The organism is Stenotrophomonas sp. P2112, from assembly GCF_041897515.1.
GTDB classification, from domain to species: domain Bacteria; phylum Pseudomonadota; class Gammaproteobacteria; order Xanthomonadales; family Xanthomonadaceae; genus Stenotrophomonas; species Stenotrophomonas sepilia.
On record NZ_CP169216.1, the window covers coordinates 2,710,210 to 2,732,571 of the forward strand.

Below are 22,362 nucleotides of genomic sequence, written 5' to 3' on the forward strand. Positions count from 1 at the left end.
TGGGTCAGCCGATACGCCACGCTGGCAGGCGCTCGCTGCGCTTCCAGATGGAAGGCGCCAAGCCGATCAGCACCAGTGCCGCCAGCCACTTCGGCGACGTACTCAGCAGCGTGGAACCTAGCGAGCCGTCGCTGGGTGCGAGCTGCTCCTGCCAAGGGTTGTAACCCAGGTAGAGGATGCTGCCAGCCCACCACGACAACGCCAGGCCGATGCCCACCAGCAACAGGGACAGCGTGCGGCAGGTCCAGCGCTGCGAGGTGGTTCCCCACTCGCGGGACACCGCTACCAGCAGACCCACCACCAGCAGCGACACCAGTGCCACCAGGCCGATATCAACCTTCGGTCCAATGCGCTCATAGGCGCAGGCGCGGCATTGCGCCTCTTCCGCGGCAGTGCCGGCTTCAGCGCCATCGCCCTGCCCGGCTGCCGGCTGCGCCAGTGCTGCAAACGGCAACAACACCGCCAGCAGCGTCACCATGATCCAACGAAACAACGTCCTGTTCCTGCGTGCAGCGACATCCATGCGCTCTTCCTCGTCAGTGGTTGTGTGTCTCAGTGGGCGTTCGGCCATCCAGCGCCCCGGTTCCCGATGCAGTACGACAAGCTCCGGATAGGTGAAACCGCCAGGACACGAATCCTCGGCGACCGCGATCATAGCCCACTGTTCAGGGCGGCTGAAAACAGGTCGGGACCGGGCCATATGAAGGAAGCAACCGCATTACAGCCCCTGGATGACCTGCAGCAGGTGGCTCGCACCCGGCACGAGTTCCTGAGCAAGCCAGCCCAGCACCGCGAAGCACAGCAACAGGCCGATCAGCGGCCAGACCGTGTGCGACACGCATACCCGCCACCATCCCTGCTCGTGCATGCCCTGCATGCGCCGGTACAGGCCGCCGGCGATCGCCGCGTCCACCAGCAGTTCGGCCATCAGCACCGGCGCCGACCACACCACCCACACGCTGGCCAGCAGGACGGTCGCCACCAGCGCGACGATGCCGAGGATGGCCAGCAACGGCAAGCCCGCTTCGTCTTCAGCGAGCCCGGCCAACGGCAGCTCTCCGGCGTCGCCACTGCTCACCGATGCCGGCTCGTTCCACGAGGCCGACGTACCGCCGCCGGCGCCGCTCCACGGTGATTCCACGGCACTGCCGCGAGGGGATGGGCTGCCACCGCCCACATCCGGCGACAGGCCATCCAGTACGTTGTCCCAACGCCAGCGGATCCAGATCCACATCAGCAGCAGGAACACGCCGTAGGCCAGCACGACGGCCATCGGGTAGCGAAACCACATCGCGTCGATACCGGCCAGGCGCAGCAGGTGCGAGGCAAGAAAACCTGCAGCGCCGGTCAGGGCGACGATCAGCGCCATCTGCAGGCGTGGCCAACCACGCTGCTGCAGGTGCCGGCGCGCACGCACGACTTCGCTGCCGCGGTTCATCGGCAATGTCAGTGAACTGCGTGAAAAATGGCGCGAGCGCTTCACGCCGCCGCCAGGGAGCAGGAGGCATCGCGGCCAGGGACCTCGGGAACCTGATGCTGCATGCGGACATCCTTGCCGGGCACGCGTAGGCGGTGTTGGGCGGATTCTACCGCGGGCAGCTCCGCTGTCCAGACGGCGGTTCCAAGCGGCCGTTCCTCAGCTGCGATCAACGATCCGTTCGATGCGGTCACCCGCGAATACGAACTCGCTCTGGCCCTGCAGTTCCAGCTCAGTGCCCGCACGCGGTCCATCGGGAACATCCTGTGCGAACACGCCGCGCCAGCCAATCGTCGCCGTCGCCCGATGACCATCGAACACCAGCGCCAGCAAGCGCTGTTCGCGCTCCCGGAACAGGCGCGCAGACTGGCGTGCCAGTTCGCCAAAGGCATCGACGCCTTCGGTGACCATCGTCAGCTGGCCGCCGCTGTGGTTCTCGAAGCGTACGTTGTGCGCCAGCACCGCCAGCATGGCGTCGATATCGAAGCGGTTGTAGGCCTGCAGGTAGTGCTCGATCAACTGACGATGGTGCAATTCGTCCATGGCGGCATCCAGTCGTGGGCTGCTGGCGAGTCTGGCCTGTCGGCACCGGCCGATCAAGGCCGCGTGGCCGCCTTCAGCAGCTGCGCGGCCACCTGATCGAACGGGGCGATGTCCTGCAGCGCACGGCACATCGCCACCGCCCCCTCCACACTGGCGATCACCAGGCTGGCCAGCTCAGCCGCTGCTGGCGGGGCGTGTCCTTCGGCGACGAATGCCGAGGCGAGGTGGCCGTGCCAGCGTGCGAACACCTCGGCGGCCGCCGCGCGGGGTTGGCTGGGTGTCGCCTCCACCGGCTCCTCCACGGCAGCGGCCAGCACCGGGCAGCCAGCGCGGAACCCGGAGCGCAGCAGACGCTCGCGCCACATCGCAAGGAACTGCTGCAGGCCCTGTACCGCCCCATCCTTCAACAGCTCCACCAGCAGCGCCTCCACCTTGTCGCCGGCCATGTGGGTGGCGCGCGCCAGCAGCTCCTGCTTGCCGCCGGGAAAGTGATGGTAGGTGGAGCCCAATGGCGCCTCGGCCAGCTTGGTCACTTCGCGGATGCTGGTGGCATTGAGGCCCACCCGCGCCAGCATCTGCGCCGCGGCATCGATCACGCGCTGTGGGGCATCGGACGGTCGCGGGCTCACGGCGGTCTCCTTGCTAAGACAGTCGTCATAGATTAGCGTACCGGCGATTCTATAACAGTCGTCATAGCCATGAATCTCTGGTTCCGTCTGCTCCACCTGCTGCTGTGCAGCCTGTTCCGGCCGAAGCTGGAGGCCCCGTTCGGGGTCTCGCGGCTGCAGTTCCGGGTGCTGCCCAACGACCTGGACAGCAACCTGCACATGACCAACGGCCGCTACTGGAACATCTTCGACCTGGGCCGGCTGGACCTGATCCTGCGCATGGGTCTGGGCCGGGTGGCGCTGCGCGAGAAATGGGCGCCGATCGTCGGCGCTGGCACCATCCAGTTCCGCCGCGAATTGAAGCCATTCCAGCGCTTCACCCTCGAAACACGACTGGTGGGCTGGGTCGGCTCGCGCGGCATCATGGAGCAGCGCGTGCTGATCGGTGCCGAGCAGAAGATCGCCACGCGCGCGTTGCTGGTCACCGGCATCTACGACCGCCGCGCGCGCCAGTTCCTGGGCATGCCGAAGATGATGGAAGCGATCGGCGTGGTTGCCCCGCCCTCGCCGCCGCTCAGTGCGGCCGCCGAAGCGTTGCTGGCGGCCGATGCAGCGTTGAAGCAGGACGATGCCTGAGCTTCAGGGGGCGGCCAGCGGCACCGCGTGCAGTTTGCGCGATACGACCTGGGTGCGCCCTCCCACATGCAGCACGTACTCGAAGGACTGCCGCATGCGGCTGTACGCGCCACCCTCCGGCACGCCGTAGTTGGCGCCCACGCTGAGGGTATGCCGGCCTGGCGGCAACGGCTTGAGCATCACCCAGTAGCCGTCGGCGGCGGCCAGCCGTGAGTCTGCGTCATCGTCATCCATGCGGAAGCAGCCTTCACTGCGCACCCGATGCATGCGCATGTCGCCCAGGGGTTGGCCATCCAGCAGCACCACTGCACTGATCAGATAATCGTTGTTGACCGCCGCCCCCGCCTGCAGCTCCTTGCAGGGCACAGTCTCATCCACCTGGTAGTGCGCCATGTTGATGATCGGCAGCAACAGGTACTTGCCCGCCGGCACCACGCATTCGCGATGTGGCCGGAAACGACCATTGGTGCCGGCCAGGTTCCAGACCGGGCCTTCCTGGCCCACATCGCATACACGGCCATCCGGGTCGAGATAGGGCGCGCCGCCCTGGGCGTCGGCCCAGCGCCACCAGCGGGCGGTCCATTCGGCCAGTGAAACTCCGGCCACCGGCTCACGCGTCAGCGGCGAAGACGCCGCCGTGTCTGCACTGAACGCCGGCACGGCCGCCAGCAGCAGTGCCATCGTTGCGCCGCTGCGGCGCAGCCATCCCTGGATTCCCTTCCGCATCACCCACCCCATCGTCCCTGGCGGCCACGCTGCGTGGCCAGCTTCGGCGCCACTGTACCTTGGCCGACTACACCTTCGGTATGTTCTTGGTCACGCAATGGATGCCGCCACCGCCGCCGGCAATCGCATCGATGTCCACCTGCTCGATCACACGGCCGGGATACATGTCTTCCAGCAGTTCACGGCAGACACCATCGGCTTCGTCGTCACCGAACTGCGGCGCGACCACGGCGCCGTTGATCGGCAGGTAGTTGATGTAGCCCATGGCCAGATCGTCGTTGTCGCGGGTATGCACGTTGTCGCGCCCGTCCAGCGGCGGCGGCAGCGTGTGCACCTGCAGGCGACGGCCATCGGCATCGGTGGCCCCGCGCAGGATGTCCAGGTGCTCGCGGGTCAGATCGTAGTCGTAGGACTCCGGATCATTGTCCAGGTTGGCGATCACCACGCCCGGGCGCGCGAAGCGCGCATAGAAATCCACGTGCGCATCGGTGATGTCCTCGCCGGCGATGCCGGGCAGCCAGATCACCTTGCGCAGGCCGAGGTGGTGCTTCAGCTCCGCCTCGATATCCGCGCGCGACCAGTCCGGATTGCGGTTGCGGTTCACCCAGCAGCTCTCGGTGAGGATCGCGGTACCGTGGCCATCAACTTCGATGCCGCCGCCCTCGCCCACCAGGTCGCTTTCCAACAGCGTGGCGCCGGTCACCTGCGCCAGCCACGGCGCCACGGCGCCATCGTTGCGCGCCCTCTGCTTGCCGCCCCAGCCATTGAAGTTGAAGTCGACCAGGCCCAGCCCGCCATGACCATCCGTGACGAAGCAGCCGCCGTAATCGCGCACCCAGATGTCATCCAGCGGAACCTCGAGGAACTCGATGTTGTCGCGGCCGCAGCGGTCCTGCGCCTGCTTCAACTGCGCCGGGCGGCACAGCACGCTGACCGGCTGGTGGGGGGCGATGGTACGGGCCAGCCGCGCCACGGCGGTGTTCACCGCATCAGCCTGCGCGCCCCAGACCCGAGGCTGCGCGGCGAAGGCCAGGAAAACGCGCTCCTGCGGGCCGTGCTCGTCCGGCATGCGCCAGATGCCCGCACCCGGCCCCGCTGCGGACACGCGGCCCGGCAGCCCGGCCAGGCCAAGAGCGGCCAGGCCACCAAGACCGGCGGCGCCCGCCAGCTGGGTGAGGAAGTGACGACGGTTGCTCATGACAGGCTCCATGGCCGGTGTGGGATGGGCGCCATGCTGCGCTTGCCGACACATAAGAACAAACGATAGATTCAGCCAACAATTGAACAGTTTTACTTATTGGAATGCTCAAGCACTGGCCACCGCTGAACGCCCTGCGGGGTTTCGAGGCTGCCGCCCGGCTCGGCAGCTTCCACCGTGCGGCTGAGGAACTGCACCTGACCCAGTCGGCCATCAGCCAGCAGATCCGGGGCCTGGAGGCGTCGCTACAACAGCCGTTGTTCTTCCGGCAGGGCCGCAGCGTCACCCTTACCGACGCCGGCATCGACCTGCTGGAAACCACCCAGTCCCTGCTGCGGCAGCTGGCCAGCGGCATCCGCCGGCTCGATCAGTACCGCAAGCCGAATCAACTGATCGTCAACACCAGCCCGGCCTTCGCCCGCCATTGGCTGGTGCCGCGCCTGGCCAGCTTCCACCGGCTGCATCCCGACGCCGATCTGTGGCTGCTGACCAGCGAGGAAGCGCCGGACATGACCACGCAGACGCTGGACGTAGCGGTACGCGATGACCTCGACTCACAGGCGCAGTGCCAGCACCGCGTGCTGCTGCAGGACCGCCTCTATCCGGCCTGCCATCCGGCCCTGCTCGCCACACCGGTGCACGAACGACTGACCCTGCATGGCGAGCGCGAAATGGACTGGAGCCAGTGGCAGGTCCAGGGTGGCGCCGATGTTGGCCAGCGCCGCGAAGGCATGAATTTCTCCGAGCCCGGGCAGCTGCTGGATGCTGCGTGCCAAGGGCTGGGCATCGCGCTGGTCAGCGAGCTGCTGGCCGCACGCGCCTGCGAACAAGGGCTGCTGCAACCCCTGCATGATGCACGCGTGCGCGGCCCGCGCTGGAGCTGGCTGGTGCACGAGGACAGCGCGGCGGATCCGCTGGTGATCAGTTTCTGCGAGTGGTTGCTGGCGAGCCTGCCCGCTGACGCTACTTCTGCTGCAGCGCGCGCTTGACCGCCGCCTCGGCCAGCGGCGCCATCACCGCATAGCCCTTCGCCGTGGGATGCACGCCATCCTCGGCCAGCTGCGGATCCAGCCCTCCGGCGGCATTGGTCATCGGCGTGTAGTAGTCCAGATAGACCAGCTGCTTCGCATCGGCATAGCGCTTCAATGCCGCGTTCAATGCGCGCACCTTGGGAGCAGGTGTGATCCCCGGCATCCAAGGGTAATCGCTGACCGGCAGCACCGACGCCAGCACCACGCGAATGCCGTGCGCACGTGCCAGGTCCACCATCGCGTGCAGGTTGTCTTCGATCATCGCCTGCGTGGACGGGCCGGTGTTGCCGGCAATGTCGTTGGTGCCGGCCAGGATCACCACCACCTGTGGCTTCAGGGCCAGCACGTCCTGCGGGAACCGCACCAGCATCTGCGCCGTGGTCTGGCCACTGATGCCGCGGTTGAGCCAGCCCTTGCCGGGAAAGAACGATGCGCTGCCTTCCCTGCCCCAGCCTTCGGTGATGGAATCACCGTAGAACACCACGCGTGGTTGCCCCGGTACAGCGGTAGGCAGTCGCGCGTTGGCGTCGCGATAACGCTGCAGTTGCGGCCAATCGGCCAGGCGCTGCTGCATGAAGCGCACTTCGTCCGCGCGCAGGCTTTCGACAGGCTCCAGCAGCAAAGGGTTGATCGCGGGCATCTCGGCCGCCACCCCGTGGGCGCTCAGCGCGATACCGAGGGCAACTGCGGCCAGGCCGCCGGACAAGGAACGCATGGGGTCTCTCCCTTGAATGTCCGGGCCAGTCTAGCGCGCGGCCCCGCGCTTACCGCGCCGCCGACCGCGCGGCCACGCCGGTCACCTTGGCCGGCATCCACATGCCGGGCGTCCAGCCACTGGCAGCCAGGATTGCCTTCGGGTTGTCCTGCTGGATCAGCGCACGCACCGCATCGCGCTTGTCCTTGGCCTGCAGGTAATAGGCCTTGGCGATGCGGTAGCCCACCCAATACCCGAGGTCATAGGGCTCCTGCGAACCGGGCTTGTAGTTGTACAGCCACGGCGACAGATCGGTACTGTCCACATCCAGCGCAAAGGCGCTTTCAATGTGGACCTCGCGGCCGCGCGTCCATGCCGCATGGCGACTGTTGCCGACGTTGCCGGAAATCAATTCGGCGATGAATTCGGCGATGCCTTCGCCCAGCGAAACACGCAGCACCGTCGCATGCGGGTCGCCGGGCTCGAAATCGGTCAGGCCGGTCTGCTGGATGTGCACGTACTCGTGCGCGATCACGTGCACGAAACGGTCCTGCACGTTGGGATTCATGAAATCGGCTGCACACAGCGCTTCCAGGCCGATGATCACCCCACTCTTCGAGGTCAACCCGACCGGCCGACCACGGCCGACCGCGAGGGTCACCGGAGGAAACGCGGCCTGCGGATAGATCGCCTGCAGGTTGCCGAACACCTGCACCAGGCGCTGCTTCACCGCCGGCAGCTCCGCCAGGCAGCTGCGGCCCTGCGCATACACCCCGGGCTGGCTGGCAATGGCTTCGGCCATGCGTTCGGGCGTGACCCGGCGCGCCTTCGCCAGTTCACTCAGGCCCGGACTGCCTTCGGCCAGGTAACCGGCCAGCTGGGCGACGCTGGGCTTGCCGCCGGTGCTGTCGTAGAGCGCGTAGAAGCGGCTGGCATCGGTGGTGAGGATCTGCGGCCCCGGCGGGGTACCCGCCGACGCCACGCCAACCGCCCCGGCACAGGCCAGGGCAAGCAGGCAACGCAGGAAGCTGGACATCGCTCCGTCCTTGGTGGAGTGCATGCGAAGCGCGCAATCTATCACTCCGCCCAGGCCACCGCAGCGGGCACATGCAGGCCCTTCGGGGCTGTGCCAGACTCACTCAGGCACCTGCCATGGATGATGGAGCACCGCACGATGATGATCGTTCCCGCGTACTGGGCCGAAGCCCGCCTGCAGGCCCGTTTCCGTGGCCGGCCGGTGGTCGTGCGCCGCTTCGGCTGGTCTGACGAGGGCCCTGCCGAGGCCCAGGCTCACGCCGACCGCCGTGCCAACGAAGCACTCAATGCCATCCTTGCCGGCCAGGTGCTGCCGCGACGCGAAGTGCGCAGCAACTACGGTGTGGAAGGTGTACCTATCCGCGAGCAGATCGTGCAGCGCGACGGCGACGTCATCATCACCCGCAACAGCTATGGTGCGTTGTGCCTCAACAGCCCCGACGTGCTGTTTGCCGACATCGACCATGCGCAGCCACCGGCCGGCTGCGTGATACCGGCCATCGTGGCTGCGATCGTGCTGCTTGCCGGCGCCGTCATCGGCACCCTGCTCTGGCACTGGCTGGTGGGCCTGGTACTGGGCGTGGCGGCAGTGCTGCTGGTCAACGCGACACTGTTGATGCGGCGGAAGCAGCGCCTGGCCGCCGCCGGCGGTGCTGAAGGGCTTGCGCTGAAACGCGTGGACGCCTTCAGCGAACAGCATCCCGATTGGCACCTGCGTGCCTACCGCACACCCGCCGGACTGCGCGTGCTGGCGATGCATGCCACCTTCTCGCCCGAGGACGAGCAGCTCCAGGCATTCTTCAAGGCACTGGGCACCGACACCCTGTACGCGCGCATGTGCCGGCTGCAGCATTGTTTCCGTGCGCGACTGACACCGAAGCCGTGGCGCGTCGGCCTGAAGTACCGCATCCGGCCGCCGGTGGCCGCGTGGTCAGCCGAACAGGCCAACAATCCGGATCGACTGGCCTGGATTGCCGAGTACGAAAAGAAGAGTGCCGGCTTTGCCGCGTGCACCTACCTGCGCAGCTTCGGCGACACCTCCCGGGTGCATGCCAAGGCCGAGCATGTGCGCGAGCTGCACGATCGGCTGTCGCACGCGCAGGACCGGTTACCGCTGGCCTGAACGCAATGAGCGCTCAGTCCACGCCCTGCACGAACGGCTGCCCTGCCAGGGTAGTGCCCAGCCGCACCGCGATCTGCTGACCTTCCTTTTCGAAGGTCGTCGCGCACTGCTTGGCGCCCCTTTGGCATCCGACTTCCGGAAAGCCCTCGAGTGACTCAGGCGCGCCCTGAACCGGACTCACCTGCCACCCTGCCGCATCCATGAGGCGCTTGGCCTTGGCATAAGGCATGCCGGCGACAATGCCCAGCTGCGCCAGTTCGGAGGGGAGTGATTGGCCATGCAGGCTCGGCGTCATCACCAGCGCCAACACTGCGACAACACGTTTGGACTTCATAGGTGAAACCCATGGCAGACAGCAACAGGCCTGCAGCGTATCGCAGCTTCCGCACGCCATGGCACCCGCATCACATATGGTTACGCAATCGCAACGGCCAATGACACGAGGTCACCCTCCGGATCCATCAGGTACTGTTGAGAACCGCCACGGGGGCCTCGCGTGCCACCCGCCGCACCGGTACCCAGGCGGCCAGCTGCGCAGCCTCTGCACCTTCCTGCCCGGCTCCTGCCGCATCACGGACTGCCGCGCAATGCAGGCAGGCCGAAACAGGCGATCAAGCCGCTGTACCAGCTGCGATGCCAGGCCCGTGGCCCGGCATCGGGCATTCCCTCTGGACGCTCCGCAGGAACTGGCGGACATCACGCTCGATATCGCGCCAGTGTGGCAGCAGGTTCTGACGATACCTGATGCTCAGGTGGACCTGCTTCAGATTGGCATCTTCCAGCGTCGCCTCGCAGAGCGGCGTCCAGTGCGGAGGTCGGTACTGCGGCCCGGTCATGCAACGAATCAGCACGTTGGGCGTTGCCCCGATCGCGAAGGTATCGGAATAATTGATCCGATTCCAATTGTAGCTCTTGGGCTCGGAAACGCTGGGCCGTGCCATCTCAAGTCCCAAGGTCTCATCCCATCCGAACTCGAGCGAAACCTGGTATGGCATCCCCCATGCCGGATCACGACCGAGCGCACGCTCCCGCGTTCCCTGCAACGAGACGATCTCCCCCGGTCCCCCTTGAGACATCCCAATCTCGATCCACTGTGAATCACCCGTTCCACCGGAGTGATGGGTGTTGTAATCGTCGCGGTTGGCTTTCGTACGAGGAGCCATCTCGGGCCAGCGCAACTGGAAGGTTGCACTGCGCAGGGTCGGCCCGCATGGCGTGATGCCTTGGTTATCAGCTTCCCGATCGAGCTCCCAGATCCAGACCGCCTGGGCTCTGGCATTCAGTGCAGTACCACCGATGACCCCCGTCAACCTTTCCTTGGCCCGCTCGGCTTCACTGCGTCCGCAACCGGCCAGTGACACAAGCAGGACGACCATCAATGCCCTCCGTGCCGGGCCGTCCATGACAATCCATCGCTCCCGATCCCGCATGCCGCTCCTGGATGCTGCCTGACGCTGCGATCATCCGAAAGGAGCTGACTCTCTGTCAATGTGCAATGAATTCAACGTGCAGGGTCTGACTCCCTCCTCCGATACGCCAAGGCCGCCCGGAGGCGGCCTTGGCGTTCTTTACTTGGCGTTCTTCACGTAGGTGTCGAACCAGTTCAGCATTTCCGCCACCAGCTGCTCGTTCGATTCCAGCGCGGTGTACCAGTGCGGTTCGTTCGGCAGCATCACCAGCCGCGTGATGCCGCCGTTGCCTCGGATCGCCTGGTAGAGCTTGCGCGACTGGAACGGCTCAGTGCCCGGGTTGGCGTCGTCCTCGCCGTGGACCAGCAGCAGCGGCAGCTTGATCTTGTCGGCATAGAAGAACGGAGAGGCCTTCAGGTACACGTCCTGCGCCTGCCAGACCGAACGGCGTTCGTTCTGGAAGCCGAAAGGGGTGAAGGTCTTGTTGTACGAACCGCTGGTCGCCACGCCAGCCTTGAACAGGTTGGTATGGGCGATCAGGTTGGCGGTCATCAGGCCGCCATGGCTGTGGCCGGTCACGCCGATGCGGTTGCGATCGACCACGCCCATGTCCACCGCCTTGTCCACCGCCGCCTTGGCGTCAGCTTCCAGCTGCTCCAGGTAGGTGTCGTAGGCGTTCTTCGGGTCACCTACGATCGGGAACGAGGCGTTGTCGATGATCGCGTAGCCGGCCAGCAGCATCAGGCGGTACGGCTGCAGGCGGGTGAAGGTCTGCTGCGAACCGGACACCTGCCCCGCCTGCGCGGCGTTGGCGAAGTCGGCCGGGTAGGCGTACAGGATCGCAGGCACACGCTGGCCTTCCTTGTAGCCCGGCGGCGTGTACAGGGTGAACGACAGGTCCACGCCATCAGCACGCTTGTAGGTCACCAGCTGCTTCTTGATCTGGCGCACTTCCGGAGTCGGGTCGACCAGCTTGGTCAGCGCGGTGGCGGTGGACGCGAACTGCGCCTCGCCGGTCTTCGCATCGGCCACCGCCTCACCCTGCTGGCGGATGATGGCATTCGGCGGATCGATCACCGACTGGTGCCAGGTCAGGTAGCGCCCAGGCGTATTGCTGAAACCAAGGAACTGCTCGTAGGCATCGGCGCTGCTGCGGAACAGGCGCTCGCTCTTCAGCGTGCCCAGGTCGAGGCGGTCGAGGAACGGACGGTCGCCCTGCGGCGAGGCGCCACGGCCGCTCAGGAACACGTGATCGCCCTCCCGGCGCACGACCTGCGCGCCATTCGGCAGGCGGGTGAAGACCAGGTTGCCGGGGTTGCCGTACAGCTCATCGCTGGACATGTCCCACAGCAGGCGGCCTTCCTTCTTCGGCTGGTCCACATCGACGATGCGGGTCTGCATCCAGTGGCGGTTCTCGTCGTTCTCGAACTGGAACGCCACGGCCGGATCGGCAGTCCATGCGAAGCCTTCGAAGCGCTGTGCGGTGCGGGTGATCTCGACCGGCTTGCCGTTGAACGGCGCCTTCAGCATCAGCACGCGATCGCGATGCGGCACGCTGACCTTCCAGTCACCCTTGTCCAGCGCTTCGGCATAGACCAGGGTGGCCGGATCGGTGGCACGCCAGTCGAAACCGCGCGGACCTTCCGGTACGCCGTGCACCGGCACGCGGTCGGCCAACGGCAGGCTGGCGATCGGCGTGGACTTGCCGCTGGCGATGTCCAGCACGGCCACGTCGTTGGCGAAGCGCTGGTAGGTCACCGCGTGCGAATACGGTGCCTTGATCGATTCGGTCAGCACGTGCACGCCATCGGGTGCGGCACTGACGTCGTTGAACAGTGCCGGCTGGCCGACCGGACGCACGCTGTTGGCGACGGTATCGACCACGGCCAGCTGCGAGGCACCGTAGTAGGCGAACAGCTTTTCGTCATGCACGCTGGTCAGCGTATCGCGGGCTTCGTAGGTGCTGCTCTCGCCGCTGCTGCCCAGCGACTCCTGCGCATCCGGGCCGGTCGGCACGCCACCGTTGGACGGCGCCGGGCCCTGGTTGGCCGGCACCAGCTTCACCAGCAGGTTCTGGCTGCCGCCCAGCCACTGCACGGTATAGCCGAAAATCGGGTTCAGCTGCACATTCGGCACCTGCTTCACCTGGCCGGTAGCGGCATCGCCCACCCACAGCTGCACGCTGGTATCGACCGCGTTCTGGAACGCAAAGTGGCTGCCATCGGCCGACCACAGCGCGCCGGTGGCACAGCCCTGCGGCAGATTGACCTTGGTCTGCTGGCCACTGCCGATGTCGACCAGGGTGAAGTCGGCCACGCAGGCCGGGATGCCATAGCCACCGGGGGTGTCATGGCGGCTGCGGTTCTTCGGTTCCAGGCGCACGCCAGCCAGCTTCAGGTACGGCTGGGCGACACGGCTGATCGACGGGTAGGTCTGCGCAGTGGTCAGCAGCAGGCGCTGGCCACCCGGGGCCACGTTCGGCGCCGGCGGCGGCGGTGCCTTCAACACCTTGAGCAGGTGCTCCGGCGGCTTCGCGTAGTCTGCAAGCGCCGGGCCAGCGGCCAGCAGGCCGAAGGTGGCAACGGCAACGGCCGCCGCCAGAGAGGTTCGACGGATGAGCATCCTTATCCCCTGGGTGTGAATGGGTACCCGGAATCGGGCAAGGTCCCGAATCTAGCACCGCAGGGGTTGTCGTGAATGGGCCGGAAGGGCTAGTGGCCGGATGGGGCAAAGTGGGACACGCCCGGAGAGGCCGGCAATGGACCGGCATCTGCCAGGCGTGGTCTGTCGTCACTGCTGGGCGTGCAGGTCCCAGGCAGTCAGGTAATCGGGGTCGACCACGATCATGCCACTGTTCCGCATGCGGTACTCGCCGGGCTCGGCGGGCAGGTACTGGTCGAGCATCGGCGGCAGATAGCGCTCATGGCCGTCATTCTCGTCCGCCAGCACCACGCCTTCGTCGGCGCTGATGCGCAGCACCGTACCGGCGTATTGTTCCAGCCCCTGCACCTGGCCGTCACCGCCATAGCGGGTGACGCCCACCAGCACCACCTTGCCGATCATTTCCTCGACCTTGGCATCGTCCAAGGGCGGCAGCATGGGAGTGAATTCATCGCTCATCGGTGCACCTCCGTAGCCTGCTGGACATCGTGGATGAGGTTTCCGCTTCGCAGTGCGCGTCGCTGGCAGCCGAGCAGGTGCCCAGCCCGAAGCCTCGGCATCGAGAGTGCCAGTGCGCCCATGAACCCAAGGGTTCCTGGAGCACGATGCTGCCATCGCAGGCGGAAGGGACAGGTGAAGGCCGAAATCGGTCCTCGCCGATCAGAGGGTTGTACCTGCACCCACGCTAGAATGCGCCCATGCGCACCGTACATGCCCTCCGCTACATCACCCCGTTACGGGAAGGCGGCTCCCTGCCCGCCGTGGTCGAGACCGACGACGACGGCATGGCCGTGCTGAAGTTCCGCGGCGCCGGCCAAGGCCCGAAGGCGTTGATCGCCGAGCTGATTGCCGGTGAGATGGCACGCACGCTGGGCCTGCCGATTCCGGAAATCCTGTTCGTCGAGCTGGACCGCGAGTTCGCCCGCACCGAGCCCGACCCGGAAATCCAGGAGCTGATCCGCGCCAGCGAGGGCCTGAACCTGGGCCTGGACTACCTGCCGGGTGCGATCAATTACGATCCGGCGGCGATGCCGGTGGATGCAGACCTGGCCTCGCGCATCGTCTGGTTCGATGCATTCACCAGCAACGTTGATCGCACCACGCGCAACCCCAACCTGATGGTATGGCACCGCAGGCTGTACCTGATCGACCACGGTGCGGCCATGTATTTCCATCACGACTGGGCCAACGCCGGCGATGCCTGCGAAAAGCCGTTCGTGCTGATCCGCGACCATGTGCTGCTGTCGTTCGCCAGCCGCATCGCCGGGGTGGATGCCGAACTGGCCGCGCGCCTGAGCGATGCCGAGATCGAGCGCATCGTCGGCCTGGTGCCGGACAGCTGGCTGGTCAACGAGCCGGCATTCGACAGTCCGCAGGCCTATCGCCAGGGCTACATCGACTATCTCAAGCATCGCCTGAAAGTGCGTGCGGTGTTCGTGCAGGAGGCCGTCCGTGCCCACGCTGCACACGTATGACTATGCGGTCATCCGCGTGGTACCGCGGGTGGAACGCGAGGAGTTCATCAACGTCGGAGTGATCGTCTCCTGCCCCGGCGCGCGCCATCTGGAAGCGGCCATCGAGATCGATCCGGCACGCCTGCACGCGTTCGCTCCAGCGCTTGATCAGGAGGCGCTGCAGCCGTGGCTGGATGCGATCGTGGCCATCTGCCGCGGCGACGCCAGCGCCGGCCCCATCGCGCAGCTGCCCGCGCGTGCGCGCTTCCACTTCCTCACCGCCAAGCGCAGCTCGGTTGTGCAGATGTCGAGCACGCATGTCGGCCGCACTGCCGACCCGGCGGGTGTGGTGGACCACCTGATGACGAAGATGGTGCGGGTACCGGCACCAACCGAGCAACATTGATTGGGTAGAGTCGACCGCTGGTCGACTGCCGTTCGCGGGAAGCAGGCGCACCGTCTTCGTGGCCGTACCGGTGCTCCCTACCCTCGCCCTGCACCACGAAACCAAGCCATACCAGCCCTTGTGGTTCTGCGCCGTGGTGGCCCGCTGCAGCAATGCAGGTGAGACCAGCGCTCCGCTTTGCAGGCCTGGGCGAGCTTCATCTTGTCCGGCGTTTCAGCGCCCACGATCTGGAACCGCTTCACCTGCCGCAGATTGGCCAGGTCCATGACGGTCGTCACCCCAGCTGCATCCACGCTAGGGACTCTGCCGCAACACCTCGACCGTGACGGCGAACGCCTCGATGCGATGCCATTCGATCCGCTCATACGGCAGCGATTCCACACCCATGCCGATCTGGTACCGCACCGCTTCCTCGGGCGCGGCGAAATCCCGCGATTCGTGCTGCGCTGTGGCCAGCACATAGGCAATCTGCCGATGGTCGGTAATGCCGTTGTCGATGCTGGTACGCACGATCATCTCGACCGACTGGTCCCGGGTCAGGCCGAAGCCCACCCCACCTTTTCCATAGCCTTCGCTCATCCTTCAGCTCGCCAGTTCCGGAACGCATCCGTTCGTCGGGGGAAGACCTACTTCAGCAGGTCCGATTCGGTAGGGGCCTCGCCCCTGCAGGTGTCATAGCGGCGCTGCAGCAGCGTGCGTGGCCCGGTTCCGCGCAGCTGGATGACCTTGTCCTCGCGCTCGCACGGGCTGACCTTCGCGCGCAGCACGAACCGCCCATTGTCGATATGGTCGATGTCGCGCCCGCCGATGGCCGCTTCCAATGCCTTGGCACGCACATAGCGGTTGACCTTGGCGTCGAACAGGTAGAACGCATGCGCCGGAACGTTGTAGACACCGTTGTTGTCCTGCCACACCTGCAGGTCCGGCACGCCATCGCCATTGAAATCCGAAACGGTCAGCAGCACGGCCGCCGCACCCTGGGCATCGGCGCCAGCGCGGGTCAGGCGCGGCTGCACGCCCGTGACCGCCACGTTGCGCCCGCCACGGGTCACGCCCATGCTCCGCACCCTGCAGGTCGTCACGTTGTCGGTGCCGCCGCAGTCGGCCACCTGGAAGACCACCTGCAATGCAGGCGTGATCCTGCCCTCGCCGGGCCGCAGGACGATCCTGCCCTGTTTGTCGGGCGCGGCATCGGCGGTATGCACAGCGGCCTGCGCCGGCGCCGGGGCCGCCCTGGCTTCCGCCACCAGCGCCGCCGCACCGCCGCCCTGCAGCTGGCGGGCACGCAGCAGGGTCATGTGCGTGCGGCATTGCTGTGAATCCAGCTGGGCAACGGCCGTGCTGCCTTCCGGGCAACGACTGTCGCGCTGGCGCAGCCATTGCCGCTGCAGATCGCGCAGCGCCTGCTGATCACTGGCGGTCAGCGTGGAGCGCGCCGCACTGTAGGCGGCGTTGAGCGCATCGTCGTGCACCTTGAATTCAGCGTCGACACAACGACGACGGGCGTCCAGTGCGGTGACCGCGGCCGCCATGCAGGGCGCATAGGCAGGGCTCAGAAGGCGTGCATCGCCGGCAATCAGTTCGGCACCACTGGGCACCTTGCGTGCGGCGGGCTGGGGCTGCGCCTGAGCGCTTGCCCACAGGCAGGGGCCAAGCAGAAGCAGTCCTGCCAGCAACCGGGTGCCACGCCCCGATAGGCGTTCAGAGTTCAGCATGCGTTTCCTTCCCTGGGGGGGTTGGCCGGCCCCGTCCTGTTCCGATGATGGATGCTGCCCGGTCGCCAGCGCAACTTCGGCTACAGCGGTCACAGCCCCGCGTGCGTGTTCAGGCCGGCAACCGCTAGTTCGGCAGGGCAAACGCCATCACGTAATCGCCGTTCGGGGTTTCCATGAAATGGTGGCCGCCGGCCATGATCACCACGAACTGGCGTCCGTCCTGTTCATACACCATCGGCGTAGCCTGCCCGCCCGCGGGCAGCGCCGCGTGCCACAGCTCCTTGCCGGTCTTCAGGTCGATGGCGCGCAGCAGATCATCGGTGGCGGCGGCGATGAAGATCAGCCCGCTGGTGGTTACCACCGAACCGCCGTTGTTCGGCGTGCCGATCTCGATCGGCAGGCCGGAACGGATGCCGAACGGCCCATTGCCGCGCGCACTGCCAAACGGACGATCCCACAACAGCTTGCCGGTGCGCAGGTCGATGGCACGGATGCCGCCGTAGGGAGGCTGCTTGCACAGCAGACCCGTGAACGGCAGCCGCCAGCCAGCGTTGACCTGGATGCCATACGGCGTTCCCACCTGCGGATCGCCGGCCCCCTCGCCACCGCCCCTGTCGGCACGGATCTTCTCGCGCGGCAGCCAGCCCAAGCGATCGGCTTCGGCACGTGGCACCAGCCGGTTGTAGTTGGGCATATCGTTGTAGTTGGCCACGATCACGCCGCGGCGCGTATCGATGGAAACACTGCCCCAATCCGAACCGCCGTTGTAGCCGGGGTATTCGATGGAATGGCGATCACTGCTCGGCGGCGTGTAGAAGCCTTCGTAATAGGCCTTGCGGAACTGGATGCGGCAGATCAGCTGGTCGATCGGGGTGATGCCCCACATGTCGCGCTCGGTCAGGTCATGCTCGCGGCGCAGCGTGTGGTACAGCGAGAACAGCTGCGTGGGTGAGCGCTGTTCCGGTTCGACACCGCCGACCGGCACCTTGCGCTCTTCGGCAGCGGTCAGCAGCTGGCCGTTGCGGCGGTCGAGGATGTAGAGATCACCTTGCTTGGTCGGCAGCAGGAGTGCCGGCACCTTGCCTGCCGCCGTCGGGTAATCGATCAGGCTGGCCTGCGAACCCAGGTCGTAATCCCACACGTCCTTGCGCACGGCCTGGAAATGCCAGGCCGGCTTGCCGGTGGCCACATCGATCGCCACCAGCGACGTCGCATAGCGGTTCTGGTTTTCCGTACGCGAGCCACTCCAGTAATCGCCCGCAGAATTGCCCAGCGGCAGATAGACCAGCCCCAGCGCCTCATCACCGGTCGCGGTGGTCCACATGTTCGGCGTGCCGCGCGTGTAGGTCTGCCCATGCGGCGGCAGGCCGCTGCGCTCGGGCTGGTCCATGTCCCACGCCCAGCGCAGCTTGCCGGTGATCGCGTCGTAGGCCTGGATCACGCCCGATGGCGCGTCGCGGCGCTGACCATCCAGCACCTGGTGGCCGGTGACGATCACGCCGCGCACGATGGCCGGGGGCGAGGTGATCGACACATAGCCGGGTGGCACCTCACCCATGCCGAGGGTGATGTCGACCTGGCCGTTGTTGCCGAAGTTCGCGCAGGGACGGCCGCTATCTGCATCCACTGCAATGATGCGCCCGTCCAGCGTGCCTTCGATGATGCGCGCCCAGCACGCCGGACGACTGCCCGGTGCAGCGCTGCGGCTCACGCTGGGTGGCGGCTCGGGCAACGCCAGATCGGCCGCGGCATCGGCCAGGGTGGCATCGGCCAGGATCGGCGCTGCCGGTTGCTCGTAGTAGCTCACACCACGGCAGGCCGCGGTGTACGGGATCGAGGCGTCCTTCACCTTCGGATCGAAGCGCCACACTTCCTTGCCACTGGCGGCGTCGAGCGCGATCAGGCGGTTACGGGCAGTGCACAGGTACAGACGGCCGCCGATCTTCAGCGGCGTGGTTTCCGCACCCCAGCGCTTCTTCGGCAGGTCACCGGTGCGGAACTGCCAGGCCAGCTGCAACGTGGCCACGTTGGCCGGGGTGATCTGCTGCAGCGGCGAATAGCGGGTGGCGGCATTGCTGCGGCCCCACGCCGGCCAGTCCCCTTCGGCAGGCAGGTCGGCCGGTTGCAGGCCGGTGGTATCCCGCATGGGTTCCAGCCCGGCGCTGGCCGCGCCTTCCGGGAACGGCTGGTGGCCGTCCACTTCGCCGTGCGGCGCGAACGCCAACCCGAACGCCGCAACGAACACCAGCATCAGGACGCCCGCCACGCTGCGCGACAGGCGCTTTGAAACCGGTTCGCGAAGGGTCGGCGCGAGCAGCGCCAGCACGATGCCGAGCGCGGTCACCAGGCCCAGCCGCGGCACCCAGCGCCAGTAGTCGCTGCCCGATTCCCACCAGGTCCACAGCAGCGTGCCGACGAACACCAGCGCATACAGCAGCGCGCCGCTGCGGCGATTGCCGAACAACAACAGGCCACTGGCCAGAAGGCCGGCCCCGGCGATGGCGTAGTACGCAGACCCGCCCAGGCTGAGCAGCCACGCGCCGAGCCCGCCGATGACCAGGCCGAGCACGACCAGCAGCAGCGACAGCACGGTAACGAGAGGGTGCCGGGAAGCGCGGACGGGAGCAGGAGCGGACTGCGGCGTGGCGGACATCGTCGATCTCCGGGGGCAGCATGCGTCGTTATCCCACCGCCTGCGTGAAGCGCGCGCGTATGCGTGGCATCCGGATACGACGACGCCGGCACAGGGCCGGCGTCGTCGGGTGCCTCAGGCTCGCGGCAGGATCAGTCCTGTGCGGCGTCCTCGCTGCTGGCCGCAGCCGGGGCGCTGTCGGTCGTGGCCGGGGCGGCGACTGCCACCTCGTCCTCGTCCTCGTCGATCGAGGCATCCATGCGCTCCACCGCCTGCAGCTTCTCGTCCTTGGACAGGCGGATCAGGGTCACGCCCTGGGTGTTGCGGCCGACGCGGCTGATTTCCGAGCCACGCGTACGCACCAGCGTACCGCCGTCGGAGATCAGCAGGACTTCGTCGCGGGAGCCCATCAGCACTGCGGCGACCAGCTTGCCATTGCGCTCGGTGGTCTGGATGCCGATCACGCCCTGCGTGCCACGGCCCTTGCGCGGGTAGTCCGGCAGCGGGGTGCGCTTGCCGTAGCCGTTCTCGGTGGCGGTGAGGATGTACTGCACGCTGGCGTCGTCGGCACTATCGATCACCGCATCACCCGTGGCGGCGGCTTCCTCGACACCGTTGTCGTCCTCGTTCTCGTCCTCGATGCCACCGGCACTTTCGGCCACGATCAGGCTGACCACTTCCTCGCCGGCCGGCATCCTGATGCCACGCACGCCGGTTGCGGTACGGCCCATCGAGCGGACTTTGTCCTCGCCGAAGCGCACGGTCTTGCCGTTGGAGGCGAACAGCAGGATGTCGCGCTGGCCGTCGGTCAGGCCGACGCCGACCAGCGCATCGCCCTCATCGAGGTTGATCGCGATCTTGCCGCGGGCCAGACGGAAGGCGAACTCGCCCAGCGGGGTCTTCTTGACCGTACCGTTCTTCGTGGCGAAGAACACGAACTGGCCATCGGCGTACTCGCGCACCGGCAGCACGGCCTGCACGCGTTCGCCCGGTTCCAGCGGAATCCAGTTGATGATCGGACGGCCGCGGGCGTTGGAACCCGCTTCCGGCAGCTGGTAGACCGGCAGCCAGAACACCTTGCCCGAGCTGGTGAAGGTCAGCAGCGTGTCGTGCGTGTTGACCAGCCACAGCTGTTCGATGAAATCCTCTTCCTTGGTCGCCGCCGCACTGCGGCCACGCCCACCGCGGCGCTGTGCGCGGTACACGCTCACCGGCTGCCGCTTCACGTAACCTGCATGCGACACGGTGACCACCACGTCTTCCGGTGCGATCAGGTCGAGGATGTCCAGGTCTTCTTCGCTGTGGCGGATTTCGGTGCGACGTTCGTCGCCGAACTCGGCCTTGACGTTGACCAGCTCCTCGCGGATCACCTGCAGCAGGCGGTCGGGATCTTCCAGGATGTGGATCAGCCCGGCGATCACTTCCAGCAGCTGCTTGTACTCGTCGGTCAGGCGGTCCTGCTCCAGCCCGGTCAGGCGGTGCAGGCGCATTTCCAGGATCTGGGTGGCCTGGATCTCGGTCAGCTGGTAGCCGCCCTCGATCAGGCCCACGCCCTTGGGCAGGTCTTCCGGGCGCGAGGCTTCGGCGCCGGCGGCACCCAGCATCGCACCGACCAGGCCCGGCTCCCACACGCGGGCCAGCATGCGCTCGCGTGCTTCGTTCGGGTTCGGCGAGGTCTTGATCAGTTCGATCATCTCGTCGATGTTGGCCAGCGCGACGGTCAGGCCTTCCAGCACGTGGGCGCGGGCGCGCGCCTTGCGCAGCTCGAACACGGTACGGCGGGTGACCACTTCGCGACGGTGGCGGACGAACGCCTCCAGCATCTGCTTGAGGTTCATCAGCTGCGGGCGGCCATCGACCAACGCCACCATGTTGATGCCGAACACCGATTCCATCTGCGTCTGCTGGTACAGGTTGTTCAGCACAACCTCGGCAGATTCACCGCGCTTGATCTCGATGTAGATGCGCATGCCGTCCTTGTCGGACTCATCGCGCAGCTCGCTGATGCCTTCGATCTTCTTTTCCTTGACCAGCTCGGCGATCTTCTCGATCAGACGCGCCTTGTTCACCTGGTAAGGAATTTCAGTGACGATGATCGATTCGCGGCCGTTGTCGGCCACTTCGATATCGGCCTTGGCACGGATGCGCACGCGGCCACGGCCGGTGCGGTAGCCGGCGACGATGCCGGCGGTGCCGTTGATGATGCCGGCGGTCGGGAAATCCGGGCCCGGGATGTACTCCATCAGGCCGTCGACGTCGATTTCCGGGTTGTCGATCAGCGCGATGCAGGCGTTGATCGATTCGCTCAGGTTGTGCGGCGGGATGTTGGTCGCCATGCCCACCGCGATACCGGCCGAACCGTTGACCAGCAGGTTCGGGAACCGGGTCGGCATGACCGTCGGCTCCAGTTCCTTCTCGTCGTAGTTGGGCTGGAAATCGACCGTTTCCTTGTCGATGTCCGCCATCAGCTCATGCGCCAGGCGCGACATGCGCGCTTCGGTGTATCGCATTGCCGCGGCGGAGTCGCCATCGATGGAGCCGAAGTTACCCTGGCCATCGACCAGCATGTAACGCAGCGAGAACGGCTGTGCCAGGCGCACCAGCGTGTCGTATACCGACTGATCGCCATGCGGGTGGTACTTACCGATGACGTCACCGACGATACGCGCCGACTTGAAGTAGGGCTTGTTGCTGTGCGCGTTGAGTTCATTCATCGCGAACAGCACGCGGCGATGCACCGGCTTGAGGCCGTCGCGCGCATCCGGGAGCGCGCGGCCCACGATCACGCTCATGGCGTAATCGAGGTAGCTCTTGCGCATCTCGTCTTCCAGGTTGACCTGGATGATTTCCTTGGCGGTTTCTGCCATTCGGGTTCCGTTGTCTGGTAGCGGTCCAGTCCGGCGCAGCCCCCTGCGGGAGGGGGTCGTGCCGGAACCTCGATTCAACCTGCGGATATTACCACAACAGGCCGTTTTCCGCCTCCCTTTACGGCTATTTTACCTGCACAAATCAGG

The 22,362-nt window shown here is 66.4% G+C and carries 21 protein-coding genes; 5 read left to right on the forward strand and 16 right to left on the reverse strand.

All coding sequences use genetic code 11. From position 1 onward, the window contains the following. Positions 1-4: 4 nt before the first annotated feature. From ACEPA4_RS12630 to ACEPA4_RS12645, 4 genes are all read right to left on the reverse strand, one after another. Positions 5-523, reverse strand: a complete 519-nt coding sequence (locus tag ACEPA4_RS12630) for a hypothetical protein (RefSeq protein ID WP_315974270.1) — start codon at positions 521-523, stop codon at positions 5-7. Positions 524-718: 195 nt separating this feature from the next. Beyond that, entirely contained in the window at positions 719-1,438 is a 720-nt protein-coding gene (locus ACEPA4_RS12635; protein WP_262090920.1) for a hypothetical protein, read from the reverse strand. Between the two features lie 198 nt (positions 1,439-1,636). After that, positions 1,637-2,020, reverse strand: coding sequence for a nuclear transport factor 2 family protein (locus ACEPA4_RS12640; protein ID WP_262090921.1), 384 nt, complete (start codon positions 2,018-2,020; stop codon positions 1,637-1,639). 53 nt (positions 2,021-2,073) lie between these two features. Then, positions 2,074-2,649: a TetR/AcrR family transcriptional regulator gene (locus tag ACEPA4_RS12645; RefSeq protein ID WP_005417331.1), complete on the reverse strand. Its 576-nt coding sequence runs from the start codon at positions 2,647-2,649 to the stop codon at positions 2,074-2,076. A gap of 69 nt (positions 2,650-2,718) precedes the next feature. Here ACEPA4_RS12645 and ACEPA4_RS12650 point away from each other — a divergent pair, with 69 nt between their 5' ends. Continuing rightward, positions 2,719-3,264 carry a thioesterase family protein gene (locus ACEPA4_RS12650; protein ID WP_012511531.1) on the forward strand — a complete coding sequence of 182 codons (546 nt, stop codon included), beginning with the start codon at positions 2,719-2,721 and terminating at the stop codon, positions 3,262-3,264. Positions 3,265-3,267: 3 nt separating this feature from the next. Here the strand turns inward: ACEPA4_RS12650 and ACEPA4_RS12655 are convergent, their stop codons facing one another. Together ACEPA4_RS12655 and ACEPA4_RS12660 are read right to left on the reverse strand one after the other, a co-directional pair. Then, a complete protein-coding gene (locus tag ACEPA4_RS12655) occupies positions 3,268-3,990 on the reverse strand; it encodes a hypothetical protein (protein ID WP_262090922.1) in 723 nt (240 codons plus the stop codon). Positions 3,991-4,057: 67 nt separating this feature from the next. Beyond that, the gene (locus tag ACEPA4_RS12660; protein ID WP_262090923.1) at positions 4,058-5,188 is read right to left on the reverse strand and encodes an agmatine/peptidylarginine deiminase; all 1,131 of its coding nucleotides are present in this window, start codon (positions 5,186-5,188) and stop codon (positions 4,058-4,060) included. A gap of 104 nt (positions 5,189-5,292) precedes the next feature. Between ACEPA4_RS12660 and ACEPA4_RS12665 the strand changes: the two genes are divergently transcribed. Continuing rightward, positions 5,293-6,177, forward strand: coding sequence for a LysR family transcriptional regulator (locus ACEPA4_RS12665; RefSeq protein ID WP_053497304.1), 885 nt, complete (start codon positions 5,293-5,295; stop codon positions 6,175-6,177). On the opposite strand, the gene ACEPA4_RS12670 is transcribed toward ACEPA4_RS12665, so the two are convergent. Both ACEPA4_RS12670 and ACEPA4_RS12675 read right to left on the reverse strand, forming a co-directional pair. Then, complete coding sequence (locus ACEPA4_RS12670) at positions 6,152-6,934, reverse strand: SGNH/GDSL hydrolase family protein (protein ID WP_262090924.1); 783 nt, start codon at positions 6,932-6,934, stop codon at positions 6,152-6,154. The two genes, ACEPA4_RS12665 and ACEPA4_RS12670, sit on opposite strands and share 26 nt — an antisense overlap. 49 nt (positions 6,935-6,983) lie before the next feature. Beyond that, positions 6,984-7,949: a DUF2268 domain-containing putative Zn-dependent protease gene (locus ACEPA4_RS12675; protein WP_053497308.1), complete on the reverse strand. Its 966-nt coding sequence runs from the start codon at positions 7,947-7,949 to the stop codon at positions 6,984-6,986. Positions 7,950-8,087: 138 nt separating this feature from the next. Between ACEPA4_RS12675 and ACEPA4_RS12680 the strand changes: the two genes are divergently transcribed. After that, positions 8,088-9,071, forward strand: coding sequence for a hypothetical protein (locus tag ACEPA4_RS12680; protein WP_164092723.1), 984 nt, complete (start codon positions 8,088-8,090; stop codon positions 9,069-9,071). 13 nt (positions 9,072-9,084) lie between these two features. Here the strand turns inward: ACEPA4_RS12680 and ACEPA4_RS12685 are convergent, their stop codons facing one another. From ACEPA4_RS12685 to ACEPA4_RS12700, 4 genes are all read right to left on the reverse strand, one after another. Then, entirely contained in the window at positions 9,085-9,405 is a 321-nt protein-coding gene (locus ACEPA4_RS12685; RefSeq protein WP_005417358.1) for a hypothetical protein, read from the reverse strand. Positions 9,406-9,682: 277 nt separating this feature from the next. After that, positions 9,683-10,447, reverse strand: coding sequence for a hypothetical protein (locus ACEPA4_RS12690; RefSeq protein ID WP_235646232.1), 765 nt, complete (start codon positions 10,445-10,447; stop codon positions 9,683-9,685). 192 nt (positions 10,448-10,639) lie between these two features. Continuing rightward, positions 10,640-13,102: a prolyl oligopeptidase family serine peptidase gene (locus ACEPA4_RS12695; protein WP_139727330.1), complete on the reverse strand. Its 2,463-nt coding sequence runs from the start codon at positions 13,100-13,102 to the stop codon at positions 10,640-10,642. A 168-nt stretch (positions 13,103-13,270) separates the two neighbouring features. Beyond that, positions 13,271-13,600: a hypothetical protein gene (locus ACEPA4_RS12700; protein ID WP_061480047.1), complete on the reverse strand. Its 330-nt coding sequence runs from the start codon at positions 13,598-13,600 to the stop codon at positions 13,271-13,273. Positions 13,601-13,839: 239 nt separating this feature from the next. Between ACEPA4_RS12700 and ACEPA4_RS12705 the strand changes: the two genes are divergently transcribed. Together ACEPA4_RS12705 and ACEPA4_RS12710 are read left to right on the forward strand one after the other, a co-directional pair. Then, positions 13,840-14,616 carry a HipA family kinase gene (locus ACEPA4_RS12705; protein WP_065186184.1) on the forward strand — a complete coding sequence of 259 codons (777 nt, stop codon included), beginning with the start codon at positions 13,840-13,842 and terminating at the stop codon, positions 14,614-14,616. Next, on the forward strand, positions 14,594-15,001 hold the full coding sequence (locus ACEPA4_RS12710; protein ID WP_065186185.1) for a DUF3037 domain-containing protein: 408 nt from the start codon (positions 14,594-14,596) through the stop codon (positions 14,999-15,001). Before ACEPA4_RS12705 ends, ACEPA4_RS12710 begins: the two co-directional genes overlap by 23 nt. Before the next feature lie 294 nt (positions 15,002-15,295). Here the strand turns inward: ACEPA4_RS12710 and ACEPA4_RS12715 are convergent, their stop codons facing one another. The 4 genes from ACEPA4_RS12715 to gyrA all read right to left on the reverse strand — a co-directional run bounded on the left by ACEPA4_RS12715 (position 15,296) and on the right by gyrA (position 22,215). Continuing rightward, a complete protein-coding gene (locus tag ACEPA4_RS12715) occupies positions 15,296-15,580 on the reverse strand; it encodes a hypothetical protein (RefSeq protein WP_081275806.1) in 285 nt (94 codons plus the stop codon). 47 nt (positions 15,581-15,627) lie between these two features. Next, on the reverse strand, positions 15,628-16,716 hold the full coding sequence (locus tag ACEPA4_RS12720; protein WP_065196064.1) for a lysozyme inhibitor LprI family protein: 1,089 nt from the start codon (positions 16,714-16,716) through the stop codon (positions 15,628-15,630). A 124-nt stretch (positions 16,717-16,840) separates the two neighbouring features. Continuing rightward, the gene (locus ACEPA4_RS12725; RefSeq protein WP_374082869.1) at positions 16,841-19,369 is read right to left on the reverse strand and encodes a membrane-bound PQQ-dependent dehydrogenase, glucose/quinate/shikimate family; all 2,529 of its coding nucleotides are present in this window, start codon (positions 19,367-19,369) and stop codon (positions 16,841-16,843) included. Positions 19,370-19,500: 131 nt separating this feature from the next. Beyond that, positions 19,501-22,215, reverse strand: a complete 2,715-nt coding sequence (gene gyrA / locus ACEPA4_RS12730; protein WP_139727334.1) for a DNA gyrase subunit A — start codon at positions 22,213-22,215, stop codon at positions 19,501-19,503. Positions 22,216-22,362: the final 147 nt, after the last annotated feature.